The 22,223-nt window shown below is 62.5% G+C and carries 19 protein-coding genes and 4 pseudogenes; 9 read left to right on the forward strand and 14 right to left on the reverse strand.

Annotated elements, in window-relative coordinates:
• Positions 1-115 precede the first annotated feature (115 nt).
• Positions 116-520: a ribonucleotide reductase subunit alpha gene (locus ROV93_RS06820; protein ID WP_072167560.1), complete on the forward strand. Its 405-nt coding sequence runs from the start codon at positions 116-118 to the stop codon at positions 518-520.
• Here ROV93_RS06820 and ROV93_RS06825 read toward each other — a convergent pair.
• On the reverse strand, positions 514-843 hold the full coding sequence (locus tag ROV93_RS06825; RefSeq protein ID WP_019659894.1) for a hypothetical protein: 330 nt from the start codon (positions 841-843) through the stop codon (positions 514-516). The two genes, ROV93_RS06820 and ROV93_RS06825, sit on opposite strands and share 7 nt — an antisense overlap.
• Before the next feature lie 573 nt (positions 844-1,416).
• Between ROV93_RS06825 and ROV93_RS06830 the strand changes: the two genes are divergently transcribed.
• Positions 1,417-1,791, forward strand: a complete 375-nt coding sequence (locus ROV93_RS06830) for a hypothetical protein (protein ID WP_312538974.1) — start codon at positions 1,417-1,419, stop codon at positions 1,789-1,791.
• Between the two features lie 19 nt (positions 1,792-1,810).
• Here ROV93_RS06830 and ROV93_RS06835 read toward each other — a convergent pair whose 3' ends face one another.
• From ROV93_RS06835 to ROV93_RS06880, 10 genes and pseudogenes are all read right to left on the reverse strand, one after another.
• A complete protein-coding gene (locus ROV93_RS06835; RefSeq protein WP_227837675.1) occupies positions 1,811-2,290 on the reverse strand; it encodes a hypothetical protein in 480 nt (159 codons plus the stop codon).
• A gap of 149 nt (positions 2,291-2,439) precedes the next feature.
• Positions 2,440-2,829, reverse strand: coding sequence for a hypothetical protein (locus ROV93_RS06840; protein WP_061479978.1), 390 nt, complete (start codon positions 2,827-2,829; stop codon positions 2,440-2,442).
• A 487-nt stretch (positions 2,830-3,316) separates the two neighbouring features.
• Positions 3,317-3,640: a hypothetical protein gene (locus ROV93_RS06845; protein ID WP_141653570.1), complete on the reverse strand. Its 324-nt coding sequence runs from the start codon at positions 3,638-3,640 to the stop codon at positions 3,317-3,319.
• A gap of 175 nt (positions 3,641-3,815) precedes the next feature.
• A complete protein-coding gene (locus ROV93_RS06850) occupies positions 3,816-4,256 on the reverse strand; it encodes a hypothetical protein (RefSeq protein ID WP_154350965.1) in 441 nt (146 codons plus the stop codon).
• A gap of 1,802 nt (positions 4,257-6,058) precedes the next feature.
• On the reverse strand, positions 6,059-6,706 hold the full coding sequence (locus ROV93_RS06855) for an RHS repeat-associated core domain-containing protein (RefSeq protein ID WP_072167557.1): 648 nt from the start codon (positions 6,704-6,706) through the stop codon (positions 6,059-6,061).
• Positions 6,707-7,183: 477 nt separating this feature from the next.
• A pseudogene (locus ROV93_RS06860) lies at positions 7,184-8,182 on the reverse strand (RHS repeat-associated core domain-containing protein); the annotation flags it as partial.
• 353 nt (positions 8,183-8,535) lie between these two features.
• Positions 8,536-9,027: a hypothetical protein gene (locus tag ROV93_RS06865; RefSeq protein ID WP_072167554.1), complete on the reverse strand. Its 492-nt coding sequence runs from the start codon at positions 9,025-9,027 to the stop codon at positions 8,536-8,538.
• Positions 9,018-9,191, reverse strand: coding sequence for a hypothetical protein (locus ROV93_RS06870; RefSeq protein ID WP_240458928.1), 174 nt, complete (start codon positions 9,189-9,191; stop codon positions 9,018-9,020). Before ROV93_RS06870 ends, ROV93_RS06865 begins: the two co-directional genes overlap by 10 nt.
• A gap of 87 nt (positions 9,192-9,278) precedes the next feature.
• On the reverse strand, positions 9,279-9,827 hold the full coding sequence (locus ROV93_RS06875) for a hypothetical protein (RefSeq protein WP_141653568.1): 549 nt from the start codon (positions 9,825-9,827) through the stop codon (positions 9,279-9,281).
• Between the two features lie 25 nt (positions 9,828-9,852).
• A complete protein-coding gene (locus tag ROV93_RS06880) occupies positions 9,853-14,574 on the reverse strand; it encodes an RHS repeat-associated core domain-containing protein (protein WP_180890635.1) in 4,722 nt (1,573 codons plus the stop codon).
• A 278-nt stretch (positions 14,575-14,852) separates the two neighbouring features.
• Between ROV93_RS06880 and ROV93_RS06885 the strand changes: the two are divergent.
• Positions 14,853-14,981, forward strand: a pseudogene (locus ROV93_RS06885) (alpha/beta hydrolase); the annotation flags it as partial.
• 35 nt (positions 14,982-15,016) lie between these two features.
• Here ROV93_RS06885 and ROV93_RS06890 read toward each other — a convergent pair.
• The gene (locus tag ROV93_RS06890; RefSeq protein WP_072167551.1) at positions 15,017-15,811 is read right to left on the reverse strand and encodes a helix-turn-helix transcriptional regulator; all 795 of its coding nucleotides are present in this window, start codon (positions 15,809-15,811) and stop codon (positions 15,017-15,019) included.
• A gap of 166 nt (positions 15,812-15,977) precedes the next feature.
• Here ROV93_RS06890 and ROV93_RS06895 point away from each other — a divergent pair.
• The 5 genes and pseudogenes from ROV93_RS06895 (at position 15,978) to ROV93_RS06915 (ending at position 20,864) form a co-directional block, all read left to right on the forward strand.
• A pseudogene (locus tag ROV93_RS06895) lies at positions 15,978-17,851 on the forward strand (FUSC family protein).
• A gap of 4 nt (positions 17,852-17,855) precedes the next feature.
• The gene (locus ROV93_RS06900; RefSeq protein ID WP_072167550.1) at positions 17,856-18,065 is read left to right on the forward strand and encodes a DUF1656 domain-containing protein; all 210 of its coding nucleotides are present in this window, start codon (positions 17,856-17,858) and stop codon (positions 18,063-18,065) included.
• Between the two features lies 1 nt (position 18,066).
• Positions 18,067-18,951 (forward strand): biotin/lipoyl-binding protein, encoded by an 885-nt coding sequence (locus ROV93_RS06905; RefSeq protein WP_180890633.1) that lies wholly within the window; start codon positions 18,067-18,069, stop codon positions 18,949-18,951.
• A pseudogene (locus ROV93_RS06910) lies at positions 18,948-20,382 on the forward strand (efflux transporter outer membrane subunit). The gene ROV93_RS06905 and the pseudogene ROV93_RS06910 overlap by 4 nt, the downstream one beginning before the upstream one ends.
• 134 nt (positions 20,383-20,516) lie before the next feature.
• Entirely contained in the window at positions 20,517-20,864 is a 348-nt protein-coding gene (locus ROV93_RS06915) for an RcnB family protein (RefSeq protein ID WP_021204235.1), read from the forward strand.
• 50 nt (positions 20,865-20,914) lie between these two features.
• Here the strand turns inward: ROV93_RS06915 and ROV93_RS06920 are convergent, their stop codons facing one another.
• Positions 20,915-21,232 (reverse strand): hypothetical protein, encoded by a 318-nt coding sequence (locus ROV93_RS06920; protein WP_072167547.1) that lies wholly within the window; start codon positions 21,230-21,232, stop codon positions 20,915-20,917.
• A gap of 17 nt (positions 21,233-21,249) precedes the next feature.
• Positions 21,250-21,438, reverse strand: a complete 189-nt coding sequence (locus ROV93_RS06925; protein WP_255299140.1) for a hypothetical protein — start codon at positions 21,436-21,438, stop codon at positions 21,250-21,252.
• A gap of 142 nt (positions 21,439-21,580) precedes the next feature.
• Here ROV93_RS06925 and ROV93_RS06930 point away from each other — a divergent pair, with 142 nt between their 5' ends.
• Positions 21,581-22,213, forward strand: a complete 633-nt coding sequence (locus tag ROV93_RS06930; protein ID WP_255299139.1) for a hypothetical protein — start codon at positions 21,581-21,583, stop codon at positions 22,211-22,213.
• Positions 22,214-22,223: the final 10 nt, after the last annotated feature.

A 22,223-nucleotide genomic window follows, 5' to 3' on the forward strand; every position in this document is an offset into this window, starting at 1 on the left:
AGAGTACGCGGCCTTCAGTTCCATCGGCATGACTTAAATCAATCGCGTTCGGCCCCGCGCGGCAGGCGTTGTGGCAGCATGCGGCTTTCCGTGCAGCGGGCGTGTGACAACCCTCATGATGATGAACGATTTCCAGCAACTGCTGCACGCCGCCGGCGAGCAGGCTGAACCGCAACGCCTGCTGTTCGTATTCGTGCGCGCCGAGCTGCCCGAATCGCCCACCAGCGACCAGCGCGACCGTCATGACCGCCGCGAGGGCGGCACCCTGTCGCCGGTGCTGTGCGTGGACAAGCTGCCGGCCGAGGTGCCCAGCTTCCAGGCGCTGGCGGGCGAATCGACCACCACCGGCATCGACTGGGACCTGGTGTTCGTAGCGGCGCTGGATGGCCGTGGCGGTTTCGCGCCGAACAGCGACGAAGCCGCGCGCCCGTTGCAGCTGATGGTCAACGCCATCCATGACGGTCAGATCGGCCGCTTCGCCGCCTTCGACCGTGGCGGCGAGCCCGTTCAGTTCTATTGAGCCACCAGCTGCAGGGTCAGGAAGAAGATCACCAGCACGGTGTTCAGCCCCCAGGCCACGGTCAGCCCGCGCGCCGCCACGCCCAGGTTGGGGTTGTGCGCGGTGGGCGCCGCCCGCCAGACCGCCGGGATGATCCAGCCGGTATAGAGCAGCAGCACGGCAAATACCCCCAGCAGCAGCGGGGTGCGCTGGTTGGCCAGCGCCCAGAGGGCCACCGCCCACAGAATGTTGCTGGGAATGACGCCCTGCAGCCAGAACACACTCCACAGGCGGGAACGGCCTTGGGTGTCGGGGGTGGGGTGCAGCGAAGCGGTGGCGGTCATAAGTCTCCTTCTGTTTAGGAAACGTGCTGAGCAAGCCTGCGCTTGGTGGCTGGGAACGTCAACCCGAGTCGCACGTCACGCTTTGGCGCCTGTAGACGCGGGCCATGCTCGACACAGGTCGCTCCCCGCAGAGCCTGTCGTCATCGCCCCTCCCCCTTTGTTCCGTAACGCCCCCCAACCTCGACATCTGTCGCAGATTGCACGGTGCGGGCGGACCGCCGCGCCAGCCAGCGCTGGCAGTGCTTAACAGCATGGGAGAATGCCGAAAGCGTCTCCAATCGAGTGATGTTTACAACTCTTCTGATTGGCATTGCACAGCGCCAAGGGCTCAGATGGCGTGCCACCGGAAATAGGTGGCCGGGCTTCGAACACCCGAGTTGATGTTGATGTATGCGCTTGCCAGCCGGCGCCACCTTAGCGTGGCGCCGGCTGGCAATCCGTCTGCCGGCTATGGCGGGCGGTGCGTGGGGGCCTTCGGGCCCGCCGGACTGACATCAACCCGGTGTTCGAACCACGTACCGCCCGCCACTTTTATGGGTGGCGGCTACCGATTGCCCTGCACGGAGCCTTGCCATGAACGAATCGGACTTCCCGCATCTGCACGCCTACCGCAACACCGCCGGCCACGACGGTGCGCCACAGGCTGCGCCAACAGTGGACAGGAACACCTTCATTGCCAACCTCCACCGCATCGGCTCCGGTGCTGCGGCCGACGGGCAACCCTGGCCGGAGCGTCACCAGCTGCCCGGGCGCTGCCTGGCCCTGGCCGACGCCGATTGCGCGTTGAGCGGGTTGCGGGTGGTGCTGGAAATGCTGCTGGCGGCCGAACGCACCCGTCAGAACGGCGAACCCGGGCAGTACGTGGGCGACCGGGTGATGGAGGGGTTGGTCATGGCCTGCCAGTCGTTGTGCGCCCACGCGGTGGGGCGGTTACAGCCCGAAGGGTGAATGTCATGTGCAACGGACTTCAACGAGAACCGCCTTCCACCCGACATGCCAGCGGCGTAGCGCCCTTCGCCGAGGGAATCGCGAGTGCATTCCAGCGCTCGGCCAAGGTGCGTTCGACGCGGACAGAAAATGACCGTGCCTCGGCGGGCATCTTCCCTTCAGAGAAGCCGATAGCTATCTCGAAGCGATCCAATCCGAGGTTCCCCGCCTCCAGTCCCGAGCCATCTTCCCGCTTCACTCCGACGTAGACGACAGGGCGCTTCACGTCCACCTTTGCCCTGGCAAGCTGGCGATCCAATTCAGCGCTGCCATCGAAGTACTGCATTCCTTCGTCCTTGGCGATAGAGCTGAGGGTCTGCTTGAACCGATTCACGCCCTCTTGGTCATGCACGCAGAACTGGATCATCTTGAAGGGCCGCTTTCCTACAGCCCATGCGCCGCCAGAGAATCCAAGTCCGACTCCAATCAGAAGTAGTGCTGTCAGGATCCTCACCATCATCAAGGCCTCAATTTGCAGAGTGTGGCGGCCAACGTCGCCGCAGGGCCAAAAATCGTGAAACCAAGCACGTCTCCGCTCGGTCTTCTCAGGCGCCTTCCCCCGGATGAGGGAGCCTTGTCGGGGTGAGGAATCTGGGCACGGAATGTCCTTCAGGGCACTGCACCCGCCATCGGAAGATGCTCGATCCGCCATGTCCTGGCGTAGATGAGAATTACGCTTCCGGTCGAGGTGGTCTCGATACGGAAACATTTCAGGCCGGACAGCGGATAGCCGACCGCCTTCCAACGATCAAGAAGATGAGCAAGCCCCGGCTCGTCGTCCTCGACCCTGGCGAACTCTATTCCCTCCTCCCCCAGTACGCCGAAGTTCATGAGCGCCGAGCACCCGTAGGCTTCCGAGAAGCAGACGGTTGCCTGCCGGCCGTCCGGCCAGCGCACGTGGACCTTTACCTCGTCGCATACGCCAGGTTTGCTCCTGTCAATGTTGATGGCCAGCAACGTGGCGTCACACCATTCGAGCAAGTTGAAATCTTCATTCATCCACTGGAATCCGTCAGATGCATACCACGGAGGTGCGACCCCGGTCGCCCCTTCCTCTCTCTCACCGCTCCTGAAGCTCCCCAAGATTGAGATCCCGGGCATAGGACCGCCGACTACTGATCTGCACCGGCTTGGATGCGAACCTCCGGCCGTCCCTGCATTCAACGGCGAATTGGTAGCTATGGGGTTCCGGCCCTGCAACGACCATCATGGGGACCGAGAATGTGCTTCCAACCGGTTTCGACGAAACTACACCTTCGCCCTCCCCGAGCATGCTCAGCTCACAATCGAGAGCGCGAACGTCACCCTGACCTGGCGGCACGCTTCCCGAGACGCGCACGATCATATCGCCACCCAATGTTGCACAGCCGGCCAGAACCAGACCGGCAATGACAGCTGCGGCACACCTCACCTTTGGCATCCCCGAATCCTCAGTAGGCACTGCGACGTCTCATGCCAATAGCCATTCAGGAACGCATCAATCTCATCAATAGATACCCGCCATGATACGAATGTAGTCGTCGAGCGAATCCACCCGCCGATCGACTGCAATACCGCGTTTTTTTGCGAGCGATTGAAGCTCGAATATTAAAACTCCATAGCCCGAGTCCCAGCTATGAGCTTCACCAGGCGACAGTTCCTTCGAAAATCGATCTCCAGGACGGAGCTTCCCGGAGGGCAAACGAAGCTCGTCTGCAACATGCTCCAGCAGCTCCCCTACGATTTCCTGATCCAGGCCACTATCCGCATAGTATTGGTCATAGAAGCCAGTTGGCGACAGCGCATCTCTTTCTCTCAGATTGCCTTTCATTTCTATTCGCCTCTACTTGCCGCCTGTCCTACAGCCACCATAGCCCATGGGGCCGATATCCCAGAACCCCTCCCACACACGACGCTCAGCCGGAAATTGCCGAATCAGGTGCCGGAAAAGGAGGCTGCCAAATGCCACTCACGCATTCGCTTGCCAGGTGAGACCGTCCATCCACCTAGAATTTTATTCCGCTGTAAACAAGGCCCAGCTGTTCATCGCGCATGACCCAGCGACCAACATTACCCTCCGGGCACAGATAGAACTTGCCGCCATAGCTTGACGCTCGCGACCACGCGTTGCGGGCAAACTGAGGAAATCTCCGCATGACTCGCGCGTCGGACATCTCCGGCCTGCTCACTAGCCTGCAGTCTTCGGGCAAAGCAAGAACCCCACTGGTAAGGCGGAAAACCAGCCACGATTCATTTGTGTCCATGTCGTGCGACTCGCGTATGTTGACTGCGTCCTCAGGCAACCATGAAGGCAACCACTTCGATTCACCGATTGCTTGTCTTGAGACGGCTTGGTTGCGGTCTGCATACTCGGTGCTGGCAACTTCCATGCAACCAGAAAGTGTGATTGACAGCGTCACGATTGGGAGCAGCTTGGCAGCGTGCATTTGAGGCGTCCGAGTCATCAGTAGGGGAAGCTTCCACCCGGACGATAAGCTCCCGCACATCTGCGAGCAACTCCCCGTACGGTCCATTTGTCCAGATGATCGTCCGAGGCGATTTGCCAGCTGATCCGCAGCGGAGTCAGCGGCAGAGTCGTCCTTGATGTTTTGATCGAGCCACTCGCGCGAGTCACCTGCTGGCCGGGAAAGCGCAGGCCGAGTTCAAACACCACTCCATCGTCTTGCGGATCAGCACTCCGGATCCAGTCACCGAACACCTCGCTCTTGTTGCTCCACTCCCAAGCCCAGACATCGGACGACCGATCGATCACCACGCGAGGCTCACCCGGATGACGCTGAGTGAGCGCAGTTCCCCACTTGGCAGGCCTATTGCACAGGGGCGCTGGTCCGATGCGTGAGCATCAGGGGCAGCGCCGACATCAAGGGCGGTCCGTACTGACGGAGACAGAGCCGTCTTCCCTCAGCCAGAGGTTCACATAGGTATCTGGGGGAGGTATCCGATTGATCGACGCCCCTGCAGGAAGGATCTCCCAACTGGTGATCGAGCCGCAAACTGTTTTATGGATCAACCTGCGACTGTCCACCCCCCGTCTGACCAGTTCGGCAACAACCACTTCTGGAGGCTGGCGATCAAAGCCTTTGTAGACAGTGCAAGTCTTTCCCGTCTGACCCATGGGGTACGTTGAACTCTCCACCTCATCCCGGCACCCCAGCTGGCCCAGAACGAGCGAGAGGATGGCTAGTATCCGATTGCATCGCATTGCCTGTCGCTCCTTTCCTTTACTGCCCTGCTGTAAGCCTTGTCTACTGCGGCGCCTCCGAGTCCGCCGCCGCGCAGCCGAGTTGCACAGATCATCTGCTCTTGATATGCACGGCACTCAAGCTCATTTGCCAGCTGCCGATGCTCGATCCCACCATATTCCCAGTTCTTTGGGAATGGACTTGCACCTTTGGGCCTACCCACGCAGGCATTAGGAACCCTCTTTTCCAGTAACGCCTTATGGTTTCGCTCATGCATAACGGTGCATATCTTGTCGCAGCCCGAATTGCAGACACTGACCAGGAACCCTCCATTGCCATCACAAGTCACCATTCCCAGTTGTCCGCCACACGTACTTGTGTCGAACACAGGCTCAAGCCCAAGTGGGTCAACCGCGCGAAGCGGAGAGGCACTCGAGTACCCCTAGGCGGAGATGCCGCCGGACAGGCCTATGGGATCCGCTTGCGTATAGCGTCCGGTCGCAGCGTCGTATTCCCGCTGGTAGTTCCCGCCGAGGTGGTCAGCGCGGCCATTACCGGTGGCGCCGCAGGCATAGGATCAATTCAGCGCGGTCGAAATCCAAGGCTCTGCGGCGATTATTCATGGCGTCCCCAGGAACGCTCGCCTTAAGTAAACCGACGCCCCGCAGAATGCGACCGCCCCCACAAGCCAGCTTCCAAGTAATAGCGACGGCCAAAGGTCTGCTACCAACGCCGTTGCTCCGAATCTCTCAAGGCTCTGTAGAAGCAAGCGCCCCCCCCATCAATTGCCAGATTGGAAGAAGTGACAGCCACGACCCCGAGTACAAGACCAGCGATCAACCCCACCACTAAACTTCGCGGGATGCGGCGCATACTTTCGCATCGAGAGAGCGCATAGAATGTAACCGAAAGAAGTAGTGAGAGAAGCAGTACGTATGGAACTCGCATCGCTCCTATCTTCATGAAAGCGGATATCCATATCCATCCCGCAGAATTCACAGAAACAGATAGAGTGAAGCATATCAATGATGAGATAAGCCTATCCTTCATTTGACTGGACATTCTGCCGCCTTTGCACTCTTGTGAAGAACACCCGGGAAGAGTGTTTGCTTTATCCCACACATTCCATCCAACGCGCCGGACACGTGGCTCGCACACCAGAAGCCACGTGCATCCCCCCATTCCTCCGCGTTCGCAATGAGAGTTAACTCTTGCTCCGGAGTCAAAGGGATTACCGTTAATTCAACTCGGCTACCAGTTCCCACCTGATACTTTTTGTAGCTGGCCAAGCTAGCATCGCGCCCCTCAAATAGCCCGCCTGTTCCTCGACGGCCACCAGGTGCGTAAGTGCCGGAAGGGTCGTACAGGAAATCAGGCTTTCCAGGCCTCGAAACATGAATCGCCGAGTGGTTTGCAATACCGAAATTATATGTCGTTATCAGCGTAGTCGTCAGCCCGAGCGGATCAATAAATCGGGTGGGATTCGAGATCACGTAGCCATACGTACTGACGCCAGCATTCAACCCAATCGGATCACTCTGCGAATAGCGCCCCACAGCCGGGTCGTACTCGCGCTGGTAGTTGTAGAACAGTCCACTCGCATCCGTCGCCTGCTGGCCCGGGAAGCGCAGCGCCAGCTCGACTGCCACACCATCCCCGTCCGGGTCGGCACTCGGAATCTGGTTGCCAAACACTTCGCTCTTTCTGCTCCGCGCCCAAGCCGGGACATCGGGCGACCGAGCGATTGCCACGCGCGGTCCACCCGGATGACATCAAGTGAGCGCGACTTCGCCTTAGCTGACCTATTGCGCAGGCGCGCTGGCCCGATGCGTGAGCATCAGAGCGCCGACATCAAGGGAGGTCCGTACTGACGGAAACAGAGCCGTCTTCCCTCAGCCAGACGTTCACGTAGGTATCTGGGGGAGGTATCCGATTGATTGACGCCCCTGCGGGAAGGATCTCCCAGCTGGTGATCGAGCCGCAAACTGTTTTATGGATCAACCTGCGACTGTCCAACCCCCGTCTGGCCAGTTCCGTAACAACCACTTCGGGAGGCTGGCGATCAAAGCCTTTGTAGGCAGTGCAACTCTTTCCCGTCTGACCCATGGGGTACGTTGAACTCTCAACCTCATCCCGGCACCCCAGCTGGCCCAGAACGAGCGAGAGGATGGCTAGTATCCGAATGCACCGCATTGCCTGTTGCTCCTTTCCTTTACTGCCCTGCTGTAGGCCTTGTCTACTGCGGCGCCTCCGAGTCCTCCATCGCGCAGCCGAGTTGCACAGATCATCTGCTCTTGATATGCACGACACTCAAGCTCATTGGCCAGCTGCCGATGCTCGATCCCACCATATTCCCAGTCCTTTGGGAATGGGCTTGCACCTTTAGGCCTACCCACGCAGGCATTAGGAACCCTCTTTTCCAATAACGCCTTATGGTTTCGCTCATGCATAACGGTGCATATCTTGTCGCAGCCTGAATTGCAGACACTGACCAGAAATCCTCCATTGCCATCACAAGTCACCATTCCCAGCTGTCCGCCGCACGTACTTGTATCGAACACGGGCTCAAGCCCAAGTGGGTCAGCCGCGAGAAGCGGAGAGGCATTCGAATACCCGTACGCGGAAATGCCACCGGACAAGCCTATGGGATCCGCTTGCGTATAGCGTCCTGTCGCAGCGTCTTATTCGCGCTGGTAGTTGTAGAACAACCCACTCGCCTCCGTCGCCTGCTGGCCCGGGAAGCGCAACGCCAGCTCGAACACCACACCATCGCCATCCGGATCGGCACTCGGAATCTGGCTGCCGAACACCTCGCTCTTGTTGCTCCACTCCCAGATCGCGACATCACGCGCTGGATCGATCACGACACGCGGCGTGCCCAGATGATCCGGCTGCACGTAGGCCAGCTCCGGCACGCCGGTAGCCGGCACATTGATCAACGCCACCGGGTAGTTGTCCAGCCAGATGGCCAGCTGCTCCGCCTGGCCGGTGGCCGAGTAGTTGCCCAGCCACTGCCCTGCTTCGTCGTACAGGGTGATCTGCGCTACGCCACTACCCGAGGTAGGCAGCACGCGCACGCCGCGATGGTTGTAACCGTAGCTCTCAATTGTGGCGTCACCCAACTTCACCGAGCTCATGCGGTTGGCATCGTTGCAGGTGAAAGAGAAGCCCCGCGTGAGCGGGGCTTCGGATATGCAGCTCACTTAAATTCCTCCTGCACCAAGAAACAGGAGCATCAGCAGAGTAAATAATTGCAGCGCCGCAACGATGATGGCTAATCATTTCGGAATCCTGCTCGCGAACAAAAACATGATCACGTTAAGCCCTACAAACATAGCCGGCATTACAACGTAAAATGTCGCGTCTCCAAGATACGGATATGGGAAGCCACTCACAGCGCCCGGGTAGCCAGGAGCATCTCGTCCTGCGACAGCAATGAATCCCAAAATAGATTTTACGAACCATAGGAGCAGAAACAGAGCGAACACCAATCGGCGCCTTGAGCCCTTATTTAGCACATTATTCATGACCCCAAAGACCTCGCGGCGCGGGAACCGAGATACTCAAAATTCATCGGCCCCATAAGCTGATTCATGATCGGATTCGGCCCGATAACAGTTCCAACGATATGCGCACCCGCCACACCGCTCCTCTGTTGAATTGAAACAGTGACCGATCCGCCAAATTGGCGACCTGGCAAAGCCACATTCTTGATGGTTCTCTCGCAAGGATCAACGATCTGATTGATCGGATTTCCTTTTATCAGACCTGGCAGCACAAGGTAGCGGCTTCCGTCTTGCTGGCCCGGGAAGCGCAACGCCAGTTCGAACGCCACACCATCACCATCCGGATCGGCACTCGGAATCTGGTTGCCGAATACCTCGCTCTTGTTGCTCCACTCCCAGATCGCCACATCGCGCACCGGATCGATCACCACGTGCGGTGTGCCCAGATGATCCGGCTGGACGTAGGCCAGCAACGGCACGCCGGTACCCGGCATGTTGATCAACGCCACAGGTGCGCCTGACCCGTGGCCGAGTAGTTGCCCAGCCACTGCCCTGCTTCGTCATACAGCGTGATCTGGGCAGTTCCACCGGCAGGGGTACGCAGCACGCGCTCGCCGCGATGGTTGTAGGCGTTGCTTTCCTGCACGGCATTACCCTGCTTCACCGCGTTCATGCGGTTGGTATCGCTGCAGGTAAACGATCTGCTGTCAGAGCGTGGTATTCCCTGCTGCATTGGGGCTGCGTGCAGCGCGACGATTCGCTACCGTCCGCTGCCCCAGGAGCTGCCGCCCACTAATCGATCCGTCTGAACAGACCACGCATCCAAAAGATGCTGCGCGCCCGATTCACCGCCATTCTTCAGCACAGAAAGAATCGCATCTAATCTACTTTTAATAGCATTGGACATTGGCAACTTCAAAAGCGTCTTCAGCGTCGCGTCCGCCGCCACGAAATCGCCCAGCCGGATGGCGGATATGTACTTTACCCATTCTGAATAGTCGCTTGTGAAGTCAAGACTGTCGACATAGAGCAACAAGTCTGCCGCCGTTCTCACTGCCTCAAGCTTTTTGATATGCGCCTCATGCATTCCACAAAAAAAAACTTTATCCACTTCCGCGCTTGCAATCCTCTGACCTAGAGACATGTGCAGGTAGGGCAAATCATCATATGTCGGAATTACGAAGGTCCATATGTAGGTAGAGGATGGCGCAGGATCCAATGTGAAGCCTGAGATAACATCGCGCGTATGTAACGCGATCAAAAAATTGCCAACGACTCGCAGACCGCTCCTCTTGGCCTCGCGCTTCATTCTCCAAAGTGCAATGGATCTCATGCTAGGGCACCGACCTTTCCAGAACACCGCAAAGTATAGTTCCCTTGGGCAGGTGTGTGTAGTAATTGCGAATTTCTGCCGCGGTCAGACCAGCCGCTCCCGACTTCAACTCGACCACATACTTTGGGTACGCCCTGGGTCCATATACACCGTCGGCGCGAACTGATCCTGGAGTTCCATAATCTACAACGATGCCGTTCAAGTAAGAAACTTCGGAATCGTACGGGCCTCCAAGGGCCTTTACATTAAATGCAAACTGTACATGAATTCGCGTTCCACGCAGCACACTGAAAGGCCATATTTTGTCGAGGGGAGAGGACGGATTCGCCAAGTAAGCAGCTCGCGCAGCCTCGCTAAATCCTGACATGCCAGGTAGCGCTCGACAAACCGATGTCTGCTCGCAAAGGCCTAGTGAATCCAAGCCAATAAGAGGGTTGCCTCCCACATAGGAATAGGTGCCAATTCCTCCCAGCAACCCAATCGGATCACTCTGAGAGTAGCGCCCCACGGATGGGTCGTACTCGCGCTGGTAGTTGTAGAACAACCCGCTTGCATCCATCGCCTGCTGGCCCGGGAAGCGCAGCGCCAGCTCGAACACCACACCATCGCCATCCGGGTCAGCACTCGGAATCTGGTTGCCGAATACCTCGCTCTTGTTGCTCCACTCCCAGATCGCGACATCGCGCGCCGGGTCGATCACCACGCGCGGGGTGCCCAGGTGATCTGGTTGGACGTAGGCCAGTTCTGGCACGCCGGTACTCGGCACGTTGATCAGCGCCACCGGATAATTGTCCAGCCAGATGGCCTGCTGCTGCGCCTGGCCCGTGGCCGAGTAGTTGCCCAGCCATTGCCCCGTCTCGTCATACAGGGTGATCTGAGCAGCGCCACCAGCCGGAGTACGCAGCACGCGCTCGCCACGATGGTTGTACGCGTAGCTCTCCAGTGTGGCGTTACCCTGCTTCACCGCGTTCATGCGGTTGGCATCGTTGTAGGTGAAGGTCTTGCTGCCGATTCGGGTGGTGTTGCCCACAGCGTCATGGTTGCGCGCTTCGCCATCCACTGCGGTCAGCCGGTGGCTGGTTGCGGGATAGGTGTAGCTGGCGGTGCCCGCCGAGGTGGTCAGCGCGGTGCGATTGCCGGTGGCGTCATACGCATAGGTTTCAATCGGCGTGCCGGTCGCACCGTCCTGGGTCTGGATCAGGCGACCCAGCGCGTCGTAGGCGTACTTGGCCAGCACCGACGAGCCTGCGCCGTTCTTCAGCTCGGTAATTGAACCGACCGGGTCATAGCCGTAGCCCAGTGACAGGCCGCCCGCGGCCGGGTCATGCACCGCTTGCGGGCGATAGTCCAGGTCCAGCGGACGCTGCAGCTGGCGACCATTGCCATAGGTCCAGCCGGTGGCCGGGCCGAAGGCCGCGTAGGTCACGTTGTTCACCACGATCTGGCGCGCTTGGCCAGGCCGGGTCAGGCCGATCTGGCTGATGCGGCCCTGGGTATCGCGCACGTAGTCGGCCACGCTGCCGTCGGGGTAGGTCAACGCGGTCAGGCGACCCGACTTGCTGTAGGCATAGCGCAGGGTGGTGGTCACACCATTGACGGTCTGCACCTTGCGGGTGACCTGGCCGAAGCGGTCATGGCAGTACTGGGTGCTGCCATTGGCGTGCAGCACCTGCCCCAGACGTCCCTTGGCAAAGCGTTCGTCGGCGGCACAGACCGCTGGCGCCACGTCATAGCTATAGCCGATATCCAGATTGGGGTCCGGGTAGGCGATACCGATCAGGCGGTTGAGTGCATCGTAGTGATAGGTGGCGGTGACGCCACGCGCATCGGTAGCGGTCTTGCGGTTGCCAGCGGCGTCCACAGTGAAGCTGCTGGCGCCACTGTCCGGGCTGACCTGTCCGGTCAGATCACCGAAACCGTTGTAGGCGTACGTGGTATGCAGACCCTTCGGGTCGGTGACCTGGGTGACCTGGTCCAGCGCGTTGTACTGGCTGCGGATCTCCGCCGCGACGCCGCCGACGTCCTGCAGGGTCTGGGCCAGGCGGTTCAGCGGGTCGTACTGCTGGCTGGTCACGCGCTGCAGGGCGTCGGTCACGGTCTGCGGGTTGCCGTTGGCATCGTAGGCAAAGCCGGTGGCGTGATTGCCTGCGTCCTTCAGCGCGGTCAGCTGGCCGAGTGTGTTGAACGTCCGTGCCAAGGTGCGACGTAGCGTGCCGCCTGCATCGAGCGTGTCTTCCTTGAGGCGATTGCCGGCATTGTCCAGCGTGTAGTGAATCGTGTTGCCCGCGTTGTCCTCGATATCGGTCAAGCGCAGCGCCGCATCGTAGACATAGGAAACGCTGCTGCCGTCGGGCTCGGTGATCTGTTGCACCTGGCCGGTTGGCCAGTAGCTCAGCTGGGTGACCCGATCCTCGGCAGTGGTCGCGCCGCGCACGGTGATGGAGGTCGGCCAGCCGCGGGGATGGTAGGTGTAATCAGTCACCACGCCGTTGGCGTCCTTGACCGACAACGACCGTCCGAACGCGTCGTAGGCCAAGGTCTCGACCGTCTGGCCCAGCGCATTGGTCACGCTGCGCAGGTCGCCCTTGCGATAGCTGCAGGCACCTCCGGTCGCGCACCCTGCGTCATCCGCCGGGTAGTAGGCATAGGTAACAGTATCGACCACATCCGTGCGCGGGCCGTCCACGCTCTTCAGCAACCCTTCCACGGGGCAGCTGCCTGCCGCAGCCACGTCCGCAGCTTCGCAGTAGGTGTAGCTGGTGATGCGCGTCTGGCCGGATGCGGTGTCGGTCACCGTGTTGGCCGTCGGCTGGCGTCGGGCATTGAAGGCCGTGCGGGTTTCGCGGCTACCGATCCGGGTGGTCAGTACCGCATTGGTTTCGACGTCGCGCGCCGTGGTCACCACACGCTGCTCGGGCAAGCCGACCGCTTCGGTCACGGTATGGATGCTGACGGCACGACCGCTTACCGGATCGGTGCCCTGCGCATAGGTGTGCTTGGTCTGGATGCCGCGGCGATCGGTGTAGGTATCCAGACGCCGGCGGAAGTCGACACTCTGGTCGTAGTAGGTTCGGCTGACGGTTCCCTGCGAATCCGTCAGGCCGGTCACCTTGCGCGACGGCGCGGTGTCGCCGCCGGGTGTCAGGGTGTAGTCGGTCTGCCGCCCCAGCGCGTCGGTCACCACCGCACCGCCATTGGGGCTGTAGGCCAGTGTCACGCCATCGGCACCGCCGGCATGCTGACTGGAGATCACACGACCGATGGAATCGTAGGTAAAGGTGCTGTAGCGGCGACCGTCCTCGGCGGTGATGCCGGTCAGGTGCTGGGGGAAGTCCTGGTTCTCGTAGTGATACGTCCGCACACCACCACCCGCATAGGTCACCGTGGCGACCTGGTTCTGCGGCGTGTAGGTATAGGTGGCGAGCGCAATGCCTTCGACCAGCACCGAACTGATCAGCGCCTCATAGTCGTTGGACTGGTAAACGAACTCCAGTGTGCGGCCACTGCTGTGCGTGACCGCCGCAAGGCGGTCGCTGTCGTCGTAGATATAGGTCAGCGACGTGCCATCCGCGAAGCGCTTGGCGGCCAGACGCCCGTCCGCGCCGAAGGTCGAGATGGAATCCGCCGAGTACAGTGTCCAGTTGCCGTTCTGGACCAGACGGTCACCACTGTCGTCGTCCGCCTCATAGGCTTGGCCGATCTTCTTGAATGCACGCTGGAAACCGGTGCTTTCAATGATGCCCACGCTGTCAACGCCGTCCAGTGCCAGGTGGGCGCCCAGCGAATGGGTCCAGCCATAGCCGAAGCCACCGGATGAGGTGGAGATGCCGGAGTGATGGAAGCGCGTCAGCGCGATCCAGCCCAGATCGAAGTCCGGCGCGATCTCGTACTTCTCGCCCGTTTTGACATCACATGGGTTGCCGACATTGCCGTCGCAGGTACCGCCGTTGGAGGCCGGGTCCTTGTCGGGAATCGGACTCATGTTCGCCGCTGTATCGTTGCGGGACATGGGGCAGCTACCGTTGCCGCCGTCCTTGTCGCACTTCTGCGACTTCGAGGTGATGGTTGCAACGAATTCTTCGCTGACGCAGGCGTTGTGTGTGTTGGACCACTGCGTGAAGGGGATCGGGCAGTTCAAGCGTCGCATGCGAGCAAGCCCTGTCGTTCCTGCGTCGAAGGGCACGCACGGAGACTCCGCCGAATTGCTGCCCAGCATGCCGGTGACCCGGTACTCCCTGACCTCCGAAATTCCGTCCATCCCTGGAGCAGTTGGGCCCCATTCTCCTTCCGGCACAGCAGTTTCCCCAGGACACTGGGGATTGATGTCCTGCAAGTCTGCAATGAGCGCTTCCAGCACTTCCTCTTCGGACAGGAAGCCACCATCACCCGCGCCGTAGTAAGTCCAGTCAGGATCGGAGGGCTGAGTCTTTCCCATCCAGTAGGTAATCGCCGTGTTTCCGTTCAAGTCCACGACTTTCGACTTGATCTTGTCGACGTACTGCCAGCCGAACTGGAACTCCGGCGGGAAGGGGCTGGGCGCCGGCAGATTCTTGATGCCGGCCACCGCCGCCTGCTGGGTCTTGTACTGGGTCGCATCGCCACCGGGCTGCGAAATACGCCAGGTGATCTTGCTTTCCTGCGCCTGTACAACAGCCGGCGCAATGCAGCCAGCGGCAACAATCGCCAGCGCGGCACGCGAGAGGGTCTTCAGTCGTTCCAACATCCCTGTTCTCCTTCCTGGACGAACACAGCGCCGGCGGGAACGAGAACGCGGAGCTGAGCCCACGCGTCGTGCATCGGATCGTCCCTGGTCCGGAATGCGGCAGTGCCACATGCCGCCTTTATCGGCGAGGACGCTTGCACATTCAAGTGTGGAGTCGCGTAACCGGTCACAGATTCAAGCATCCGTGGCCATTCAGCGGCCTACGCCGGGCTCCCATGACTTCCTCTACAGGGAGTCCGTGTTCATAGCTCACAAAACTACCAGCACAATCTCCCACACACGCCCTGCTCTTCCCGGGCTTCACACGCGGCTCGCACCGCTACCTGGCAACCGGCCTCACCCTCCAGCGCGAGGAACCCGCTGCGGTGGTGGCCGCGATTCAATCGGTCTCCGACACCTCGAAGTAGCCGTTCCAGGCAACGGCTTCGCCCGTTGTTCCCCGCTACCGCCCACGCAAGCGCACCGCGAAGTACCGCGCCGGGGAAAGGCCAAGCGCCTTCTTGAACATCGTGATGAAGGCCGTCACCGACTCATAGCCCAGCGTCTCGGAAACGCGTTGTACCGGTGCGCCCGTGGCAAGTTCCCGAATGGCGATGAGCAGGTGCAGCTGCTGCCGCCAGCGCCCGAAGGACAAGCCCGTTTCCCGTTCGATGAGCCGGGTCAATGTGCGCTCGCCCAGGGCCAGGCGCACCGCCCACTGGCTGATGGTGCTGCGATCTGCCGGATCCGCCGACAGCGCCGCCGCCAGCGCACGCACCTTCGGGTGATGGCTGACCGGCAACGACAGATGCTCGGCCGGCATCTGTACCAGCTCGTCCAGCAACACCCGCGCCAACCGGTCGGTGTGGCTGCCATGCGGGTAGTCCAGCGGCGCGTCGGCCAGGTGCAGGATCATCTCGCGCAGCATCGGCGAGATCGCCAGCGTCACGCACTGCGCCGGCAGGTCGACGACGCCGGGCTCGACGAACAGGTAGCACAGGCGCGCGTTGGCGGTGGCGCGATTGCTGTGCGGCATGCCGCCCGGGATCCAGACGCCACACTGGGGCGGAACGATCCACAACGCATTGGCCACTTCGCAGGTCACCGCGCCATGCAGCGCAAGAATGAGCTGGCCCTTGCGGTGTTCATGCACGGGAATCTCTGCGTCGTGCTCGGCCACCTGCAGGCGGCTGGCAACCGCCGGGCGGTCGGTCTCGTCCGGGTCCAGGTCAAAGCCGGGGAGCGAAATGCGAGCCATTCTCACATTGACCGATTTTAGCGATTGATTGTCATTGTAGCGAAATTAGTCGTTGCGGCCGATCACTAGCATGAGCCGCATGCACCTCCCCACACCTTTCCTTCCCCACCTGCTCCAGGCATTCGCCCGATTGAAAAGCCCTGCCCTCCGGACCGACCAGGAGGCCGTGCTGTTCTCGCTCAAATGCCTGCTCGCCGCGTCGCTGGGGCTGTATGTCTCCCTGCGGATCGGCCTGAATCGCCCGTTCTGGGTGATCGGCACGGTCTATCTGGTGTCGCAGCCCCTTTCCGGGGCGACACTCAGCCGCGGCCTGTTCCGCCTGCTCGGTACCGTGGGCGGGGCCGTCGCCACCTCGCGCTGGTGCCACGTTTCGCCAATGCACCCCTGGTGCTGAGCGCCGCGCTCGCCGCGTGGATGGCGCTGTGCCTGTACCTGGCGATGCTCGACCGCACGCCGCGTGCCTACGCGTTCCTGCTGGCCGGCTATACCACCAGCCTGATCGGGTTTCCTGCGGTGATGGTGCCGGCAGACGTGTTCACCATCGCCATCACGCGGGTGCAGGAAATCGCCATCGGCATCCTGGCCGCCACGCTGGTACATGGGCTGGTGCTGCCGCGCCGGGTTTCGTCGCGCGTGCGCGCACGGGTTGCTGCCGTGCTGGATGATGCGGAACGATGGACACGGGACATGCGCGCCGGTGCATCGGACACGGTGCTGGTGACGGACCGCTCGAAAGTGGCAGCCGACCTGCTTGATCTGCACGTGTTGTCGATCCACCTGCCCTTCGACAGCGCCCACGGCGTGGCCCAGGTGCAGATCCTGCGCGCCCTGCATGACCGGATGCTGGACGTCCTGATGCTGTCCAGCGCGGTGGAAGATTCCATCGCTCGGCTGCGTTCACCGCAGGCCGGCACAATGGATGCAAGCGGCTGGCGCGATCTGCTGCAGGCCAGCCTCGCCACGCAACAGGCCGAGCTCGACCTGGCCCACGCCGACTGCCGCGTGCTGCAGGCGCAACTGCACACTGCCCGGCCCGACTGGCGCCTGCATGTACCTGCTCGCCTTGCGCGACATGCGCGTGGTGCGGCGCTTCACCGGGATCATCAGCTTGCCCTGCGCAGCGCGCTGGGCGCGTTCGTGGGCATCCTGCTGAGCTGCGTTCTGTGGATCGTCACCGGCTGGTCGGAGGGCGCCACGGCGGTGTCCATCATCGGCACGGCGTGCGTGCTGTTCGGCACGATCGAAGCGCCTGCGCCGCATGTTATGCGCTACCTGGTCGGCTCCGCCATCGGTGTCGCCGTCGGTCTTGTGTACGCCCTGGTGATCATTCCTTCGCTGTCGGGTATCGCCGGCCTGGTCGCCGCGCTCGCGCCGGTGCTGCTGCTGTGCGGATCGTTCCTGGCCCGGCCGCCCTACATCATGGCCGCGCTGGGCGTGGTGCTGACCTTCCCGCTCATCGCCGGCCTGGGTGCGACCAATGCGATCAATATCGTCGGCGCACTCAACAACAGCGTTGCGTTGTTCATCGGTACGACGGTGGCACTGTGCAGCATGCAGCTGTTCCAGACCGCCGATGCGGGCCGCAACCGCGCTCGGTTGGAGCGTTCGATCCGTCGGGACATCGCACGACACGCCGCCGGACAAGGTGATTTGACCCGGGCCTGGCTCAGCCGCATGCTGGATCGAATCGGGCTGCTCGCTCCCAGGCTGCAGGGCCGTTCCAGCGCGGCACACGACCTGCGGGCATTGTTTGCGGAGGTTCGTGCGGCACGTGCATCCAGCCAACTCCGCGCACTGGGCAGGCGCCTGGTCGATCCGCGCACGCAGTCGCTTCACGCCGCGCTGGTCGAGCGCATCGCCGCACATTTCAGGATGCGCACACGCGCGCCAAGCAGTGGCGACATCCATCTTCTGAAACTGCTGGACCGCATGCGCGAGGCTGCCGCGGCCAGCAGCGGGGCTGATCGGGAGCAGCTGTCGCACCTGCTCTGCGGGTTGCGCCGCGACCTTCTCGTATCTCCGCTCACTCATCGGCGCTGAGCTCATGCTTCCTGATCTTTCGATTGACGGCGTGCTGATTCCCGGCCTGCTTGCGGTGGCCGTCGCCGCGCTGGCGGTGTCGGTACTGACCTCACGTTTCCTCGCCAGCCTCGGTCTGTACCGGTTGTTCGCCGCGTGGCCACTGGTGGGCCTGTCCCTGTTCGTGATCCTGGCGGAGCTGATGATCCGGCTCGCGCCCCTGTTCGAGAAATGAGATGAAACACACGCTTGCTGTCATCGGGCGCTGGAGCGCAACCCTGGTGGTGTTCGCAATTGCCGTCGTCGCTGCACTGGCCATCTGGCATCGCTACGAAACACGCCCGTGGACGCGCGATGGACGGGTGCGTGCCGACGTGGTGCGCGTTGCATCAGACATGGGGGGGCTGGTCACCCAGGTGCTGGTGCACGATAACCAGCGGGTGAGCGCCGGACAGCTGCTGCTGGTGCTGGACCAGCCGCGCTTCGCTGCCGCACTTGTGAAGGCCGACGCAGCGGCCAGCAGCGCACGCGCCACGCTGGCGCTGGCCCGCCGCGAATCGACGCGGGACAACGCACTGGGCAACCTGGTCGCTTCGGAAACCCGCGAACGCAATGCCGCCAAGGTCGATACCGAGCTGGCCGCCCTGGCACAGGCGCGGGCCGAACAGCGCGTTGCCCGGCTCAATGTGCAACGCACCGAGGTGCGCGCGACCACCGATGGCATCGTCACCAACCTGGACCTGCACGCGGGCGACTACCTGCAGCCGGGGGCACAGGCGCTGGCGCTGATCGACACCCGCAGCCTGCGCATCGAGGGCTATTTCGAGGAAACCAAGCTGGGCTGCATCACCGAGGGCGATGCCGCCGTGGCCCGGCTGATGGGCGACGACCACGACGTGCGCGGGCAGGTGGATACCATCGCCGCCGGCATTGCCGACGATCAGCGCTCAAGCACGCACAACCTGCTCCCCGCCGTAGCGCCGACGTACACCTGGGTGAGGCTGGCACAGCGGATCCCGGTACGCATCCGCATTGATGATGCGCGGCCGGATACCCGCCTGATCGTCGGTCGCACTGCGAGTGTGACCATCACGCCCTCGGCACAGGGAGCCTGCAAGTGAGCTTGCGAACACTACGCGGTGGGCTGCTTGCCCTGCTGCTGCCGATGACGGCCTGCGTCTCCGGCCCCGACTATCACCTGCCTGCGAATGCCGCCTCTGCCTCCACACGCGCGGCGCAGCCGTTCGTCTCGGGCAAGGAGGCATCGTTCAGCCACGACGCGCCACCCGATCGGTGGTGGCAACTGTATGGCGACCCCCAGCTTGACGGCTACGTGCGCGAAGCACTGGCGGCCAACACCGACCTGCGCGCCGCTGATGCCAATCTTCGGCGCGCCAGCGCTACCGTGCTGGAGTACCGCGCGCGGTGCCGTGCAGGCCGACGTGGATGCATCGGGCACGCTCACCCGTGCCGGTGGCTACACCCAGGCGTCGGCCGCGCCGCAGTCCTATGCGCTGGGCCTTCACCTCTCCTATCCACTGGATCTTGCAGGCGGCATCCGCCGCGGCATCGAAGCCGCCAACGCCGACGCGGAGGCTGTCGCTGCGGCACGCGACCAGGTCCGCGTGGTCGTCGCTGCTGCTGTCACCCGTGCCTATCTCCAGATCTGCACAAGCAATCACACGCTCGCTGCGACCCGGCAGGTGCTGGCGATACAGCGCGCCACGCTGGAGGCAACCCGTCGCCTGGCCGCGGGCGGGCGCGGAACGGACTTCGATGTCAGCCGTGCCGGAGCGGCGGTCAACCGCAGCGCGGCGGCGGTGCCGCACCTGCTGGCGAAGCGCCAGGCCGCACTGTTCGAACTGGCCGCGCTGATGGGCAGGGTGCCGGCAGACTATCCGAGGGAGGCGGAAGCGTGCCCGCGCCCCCCGGAGCTGGGGCAGGCGCTGCCGGTCGGTGAGGGCTGGCAGCTGCTCCAGCGGCGCCCCGACATACGTGCCGCCGAGCGGAGCCTTGCCGCGGCCACGGCCATGATCGGCGTAGAGACCGCGGAACTCTATCCGCAGGTCACCCTGGGCGCGTCCCTGGGCACGGCGGGCATGCGAGGGCAGCTGCTTTCCGCCAACGGTTTCGGGGCGAGCGTCGGGCCGCTGCTGTCATGGCACTGGCCCAACCGCCGCGCCACCAAGGCCCGCATCGCAGCGGCCGGTGCCAATGCAGATACCGCTCTTGCTTCCTTTGACGGCGCGGTGCTGCAGGCACTGCGCCAGACCGAGACTGCGCTTTCTGCCTGCACGCAGGAGCTCGAACGCGAGCGCAGCCTGGCACAGGCGCGTGGGGACGCAGCGCGGGCCGCGGGGCAGGCGCAGCAGCTCTACCGTTTCGGCAGGATCGATTTTCTCGATGTGCTTTCGGCCCAGGCCGCACTGGCAGATGCGGAGTCCGCGTTGGCCGCATCGCGCGCGGACCGGGTCGATCGCCAGATGGATCTGTTCCTGTCACTGGGCGGTGGTTGGGGCGCAACGGATCCGGCCCGGGACGGGACCCGTTGATCCGTTCCGGGACGGCGACTGCACGTCACGCCGTGTGTTCAGGAAAGTGCCGCGCACACCCGTATTCATTCACGCTGCCTGCCCTATATTCCCGCCACAGCGCCGCATGCCGCGGCCATGACGGAGGCATCTCCATGAAGACCACACGTTTGCTTGCCATCGCCTTGACCACCGCCACCGCGTTGGCTGCGGCCCCCGCCTTCGCCGATCCGCCGCACCACGCCCGCGGCAACGGCCCGCCGCCGCATGCAGGTGGCCCGCACAACCGCGATGCGCCGCCGCCGGGCTGGCAGAAGAAGGCCTGGCGTCGTGGCGACCGCCTGCCTTGGGCCGAAGTGGACCGCCGCTACTGGGTAGACGACTACGCGCGCTACGACCTGCGCAATCCGGGTCGCGGCCAGCGCTGGGTGCGCCAGTCCGACACCGAGTATCTGTTGGTGGAGATCGCGACCGGCTTGATCATCGACGCGCTGCATCGCTGAGACCTCCTGCGGTGTCCCTCCGCGCGGCAGCACGCCACGTGGAGGGATACTCACGACCGGGGCTGTGACGGTCGGCGGCGCTTGCGCCCCCGACGCTGCACCTGCCTCCGCGGCCGCCCGGCATGCATGCCCTCCCGCAGTGCGATATACGCGCACATCAGCGCTGTGGCAAACAGTCCCATCGCCACCAGCAGTTCGAATCCCCGATCACCGAAGAGCAGGCGGAGGGAGACCTCCAGTGAGCACAGCCTGCCACAGCGCAGGCCCTGCTCGTTGAAGCCATGGATGAGCACCAGTACGCCCATCAGTCCGCACAACGCCATCAGGGCCAGGCTTGCGATGAAGACGAAAGGTCGATGGATGCGCATGCGTTCGTCGCGGTCTTCTAGGGTGACGTCAAGCGCGACGTTGCGAGCACGCGATCGGAAGCATCCAGTTCCACCGACCAGGCTTCGGTATCCAGGCCCAACCGGTTCTCATACCACCATCGCTGCGCACAGAGACCACTGCATTCACGGCTGGCATAGCGGGTAAAGGGAACACCGGCATGCTCCACCACGTCAAGTTGCCCCATTGACAGATCCCCTCCTGCGCCGCGCGCCCGCGCATCATCCGCGCAGACCTTCCTCAACGTCAAACCGGCCTGTTGCGGCGCCCGTCATCCGTGCTGGCGTGCGCCGACCGATGATTCAGGATGAACACAGGGACGCCCGTCGATGGCAGGCAAGAGCCGGAAGGACAGGATCGCGCAGGAGATCGGCCTGTTCATGCAGCAGTACGCGCGCAAGGCGCAGCGCCATGCAGAACCCTGCGACCGGCCGTACGACCGGGGCTGGAAGCGCGGCTCAAGCGCTTGCCGCCCTAAGAAGTGGGTAGGCTGCTTTCCGCAGAGCATGACGAGGATGACCAGCCCCGTTGCATGGGCCAGGCGCGCCATTGTCGTGACGTTCTGTATCGCGCTATGCGCCTGCGGTATGGTGATGGACAGTTCGTTCGACACCCTGCAGGAGGCGCTTGACTCCGACAGGGTGAACAAGGGGTGGATTCCCGGCTGGGTGCCGCAAGCGGCGACCGATCTGCGGGAGGTACATGACCTCGACTCGAACACCAGCGCGCTGGCCTTCACCAAACCCCCTGCGGCATCACTGCAGCTGCCGGCGGATTGCCAGGCAACGACATTCAGTAGCAGCGATCCTGTTGCGTTCGATCGATACTGGTGGCCGGGCGACGGGACGCTCAAGTCGTCGTACCGCGTCTTTCGCTGCGCGCCCGAATCCGGAAAATCCGTCTTCGTCGCCGTCAACACGGCCGAAGACCACGTGCTTTTCTGGCGAACCTACGCGCGCTGATGCGCGAGCG

Source organism: Stenotrophomonas maltophilia group sp. msm4, assembly GCF_032025605.1.
Classification (GTDB): Bacteria; Pseudomonadota; Gammaproteobacteria; order Xanthomonadales; family Xanthomonadaceae; genus Stenotrophomonas; species Stenotrophomonas sepilia.

What these genes read in the sequence shown, in the direction of transcription:
- ROV93_RS06820 (WP_072167560.1), top strand. Translation starts at nt 116, where the DNA reads ATGATGATGAACGATTTCCAGCAACTGCTGCACGCCGCCGGCGAGCAG.
- ROV93_RS06825 (WP_019659894.1), bottom strand. Translation starts at nt 843, where the DNA reads ATGACCGCCACCGCTTCGCTGCACCCCACCCCCGACACCCAAGGCCGT.
- ROV93_RS06830 (WP_312538974.1), top strand. Translation starts at nt 1,417, where the DNA reads ATGAACGAATCGGACTTCCCGCATCTGCACGCCTACCGCAACACCGCC.
- ROV93_RS06835 (WP_227837675.1), bottom strand. Translation starts at nt 2,290, where the DNA reads ATGATGGTGAGGATCCTGACAGCACTACTTCTGATTGGAGTCGGACTT.
- ROV93_RS06840 (WP_061479978.1), bottom strand. Translation starts at nt 2,829, where the DNA reads ATGAATGAAGATTTCAACTTGCTCGAATGGTGTGACGCCACGTTGCTG.
- ROV93_RS06845 (WP_141653570.1), bottom strand. Translation starts at nt 3,640, where the DNA reads ATGAAAGGCAATCTGAGAGAAAGAGATGCGCTGTCGCCAACTGGCTTC.
- ROV93_RS06850 (WP_154350965.1), bottom strand. Translation starts at nt 4,256, where the DNA reads ATGCACGCTGCCAAGCTGCTCCCAATCGTGACGCTGTCAATCACACTT.
- ROV93_RS06870 (WP_240458928.1), bottom strand. Translation starts at nt 9,191, where the DNA reads ATGAACGCGGTGAAGCAGGGTAATGCCGTGCAGGAAAGCAACGCCTAC.
- ROV93_RS06875 (WP_141653568.1), bottom strand. Translation starts at nt 9,827, where the DNA reads ATGAAGCGCGAGGCCAAGAGGAGCGGTCTGCGAGTCGTTGGCAATTTT.
- ROV93_RS06880 (WP_180890635.1), bottom strand. Translation starts at nt 14,574, where the DNA reads ATGTTGGAACGACTGAAGACCCTCTCGCGTGCCGCGCTGGCGATTGTT.
- ROV93_RS06890 (WP_072167551.1), bottom strand. Translation starts at nt 15,811, where the DNA reads ATGGCTCGCATTTCGCTCCCCGGCTTTGACCTGGACCCGGACGAGACC.
- ROV93_RS06900 (WP_072167550.1), top strand. Translation starts at nt 17,856, where the DNA reads ATGCTTCCTGATCTTTCGATTGACGGCGTGCTGATTCCCGGCCTGCTT.
- ROV93_RS06905 (WP_180890633.1), top strand. Translation starts at nt 18,067, where the DNA reads ATGAAACACACGCTTGCTGTCATCGGGCGCTGGAGCGCAACCCTGGTG.
- ROV93_RS06915 (WP_021204235.1), top strand. Translation starts at nt 20,517, where the DNA reads ATGAAGACCACACGTTTGCTTGCCATCGCCTTGACCACCGCCACCGCG.
- ROV93_RS06920 (WP_072167547.1), bottom strand. Translation starts at nt 21,232, where the DNA reads ATGCGCATCCATCGACCTTTCGTCTTCATCGCAAGCCTGGCCCTGATG.
- ROV93_RS06925 (WP_255299140.1), bottom strand. Translation starts at nt 21,438, where the DNA reads ATGGGGCAACTTGACGTGGTGGAGCATGCCGGTGTTCCCTTTACCCGC.
- ROV93_RS06930 (WP_255299139.1), top strand. Translation starts at nt 21,581, where the DNA reads ATGGCAGGCAAGAGCCGGAAGGACAGGATCGCGCAGGAGATCGGCCTG.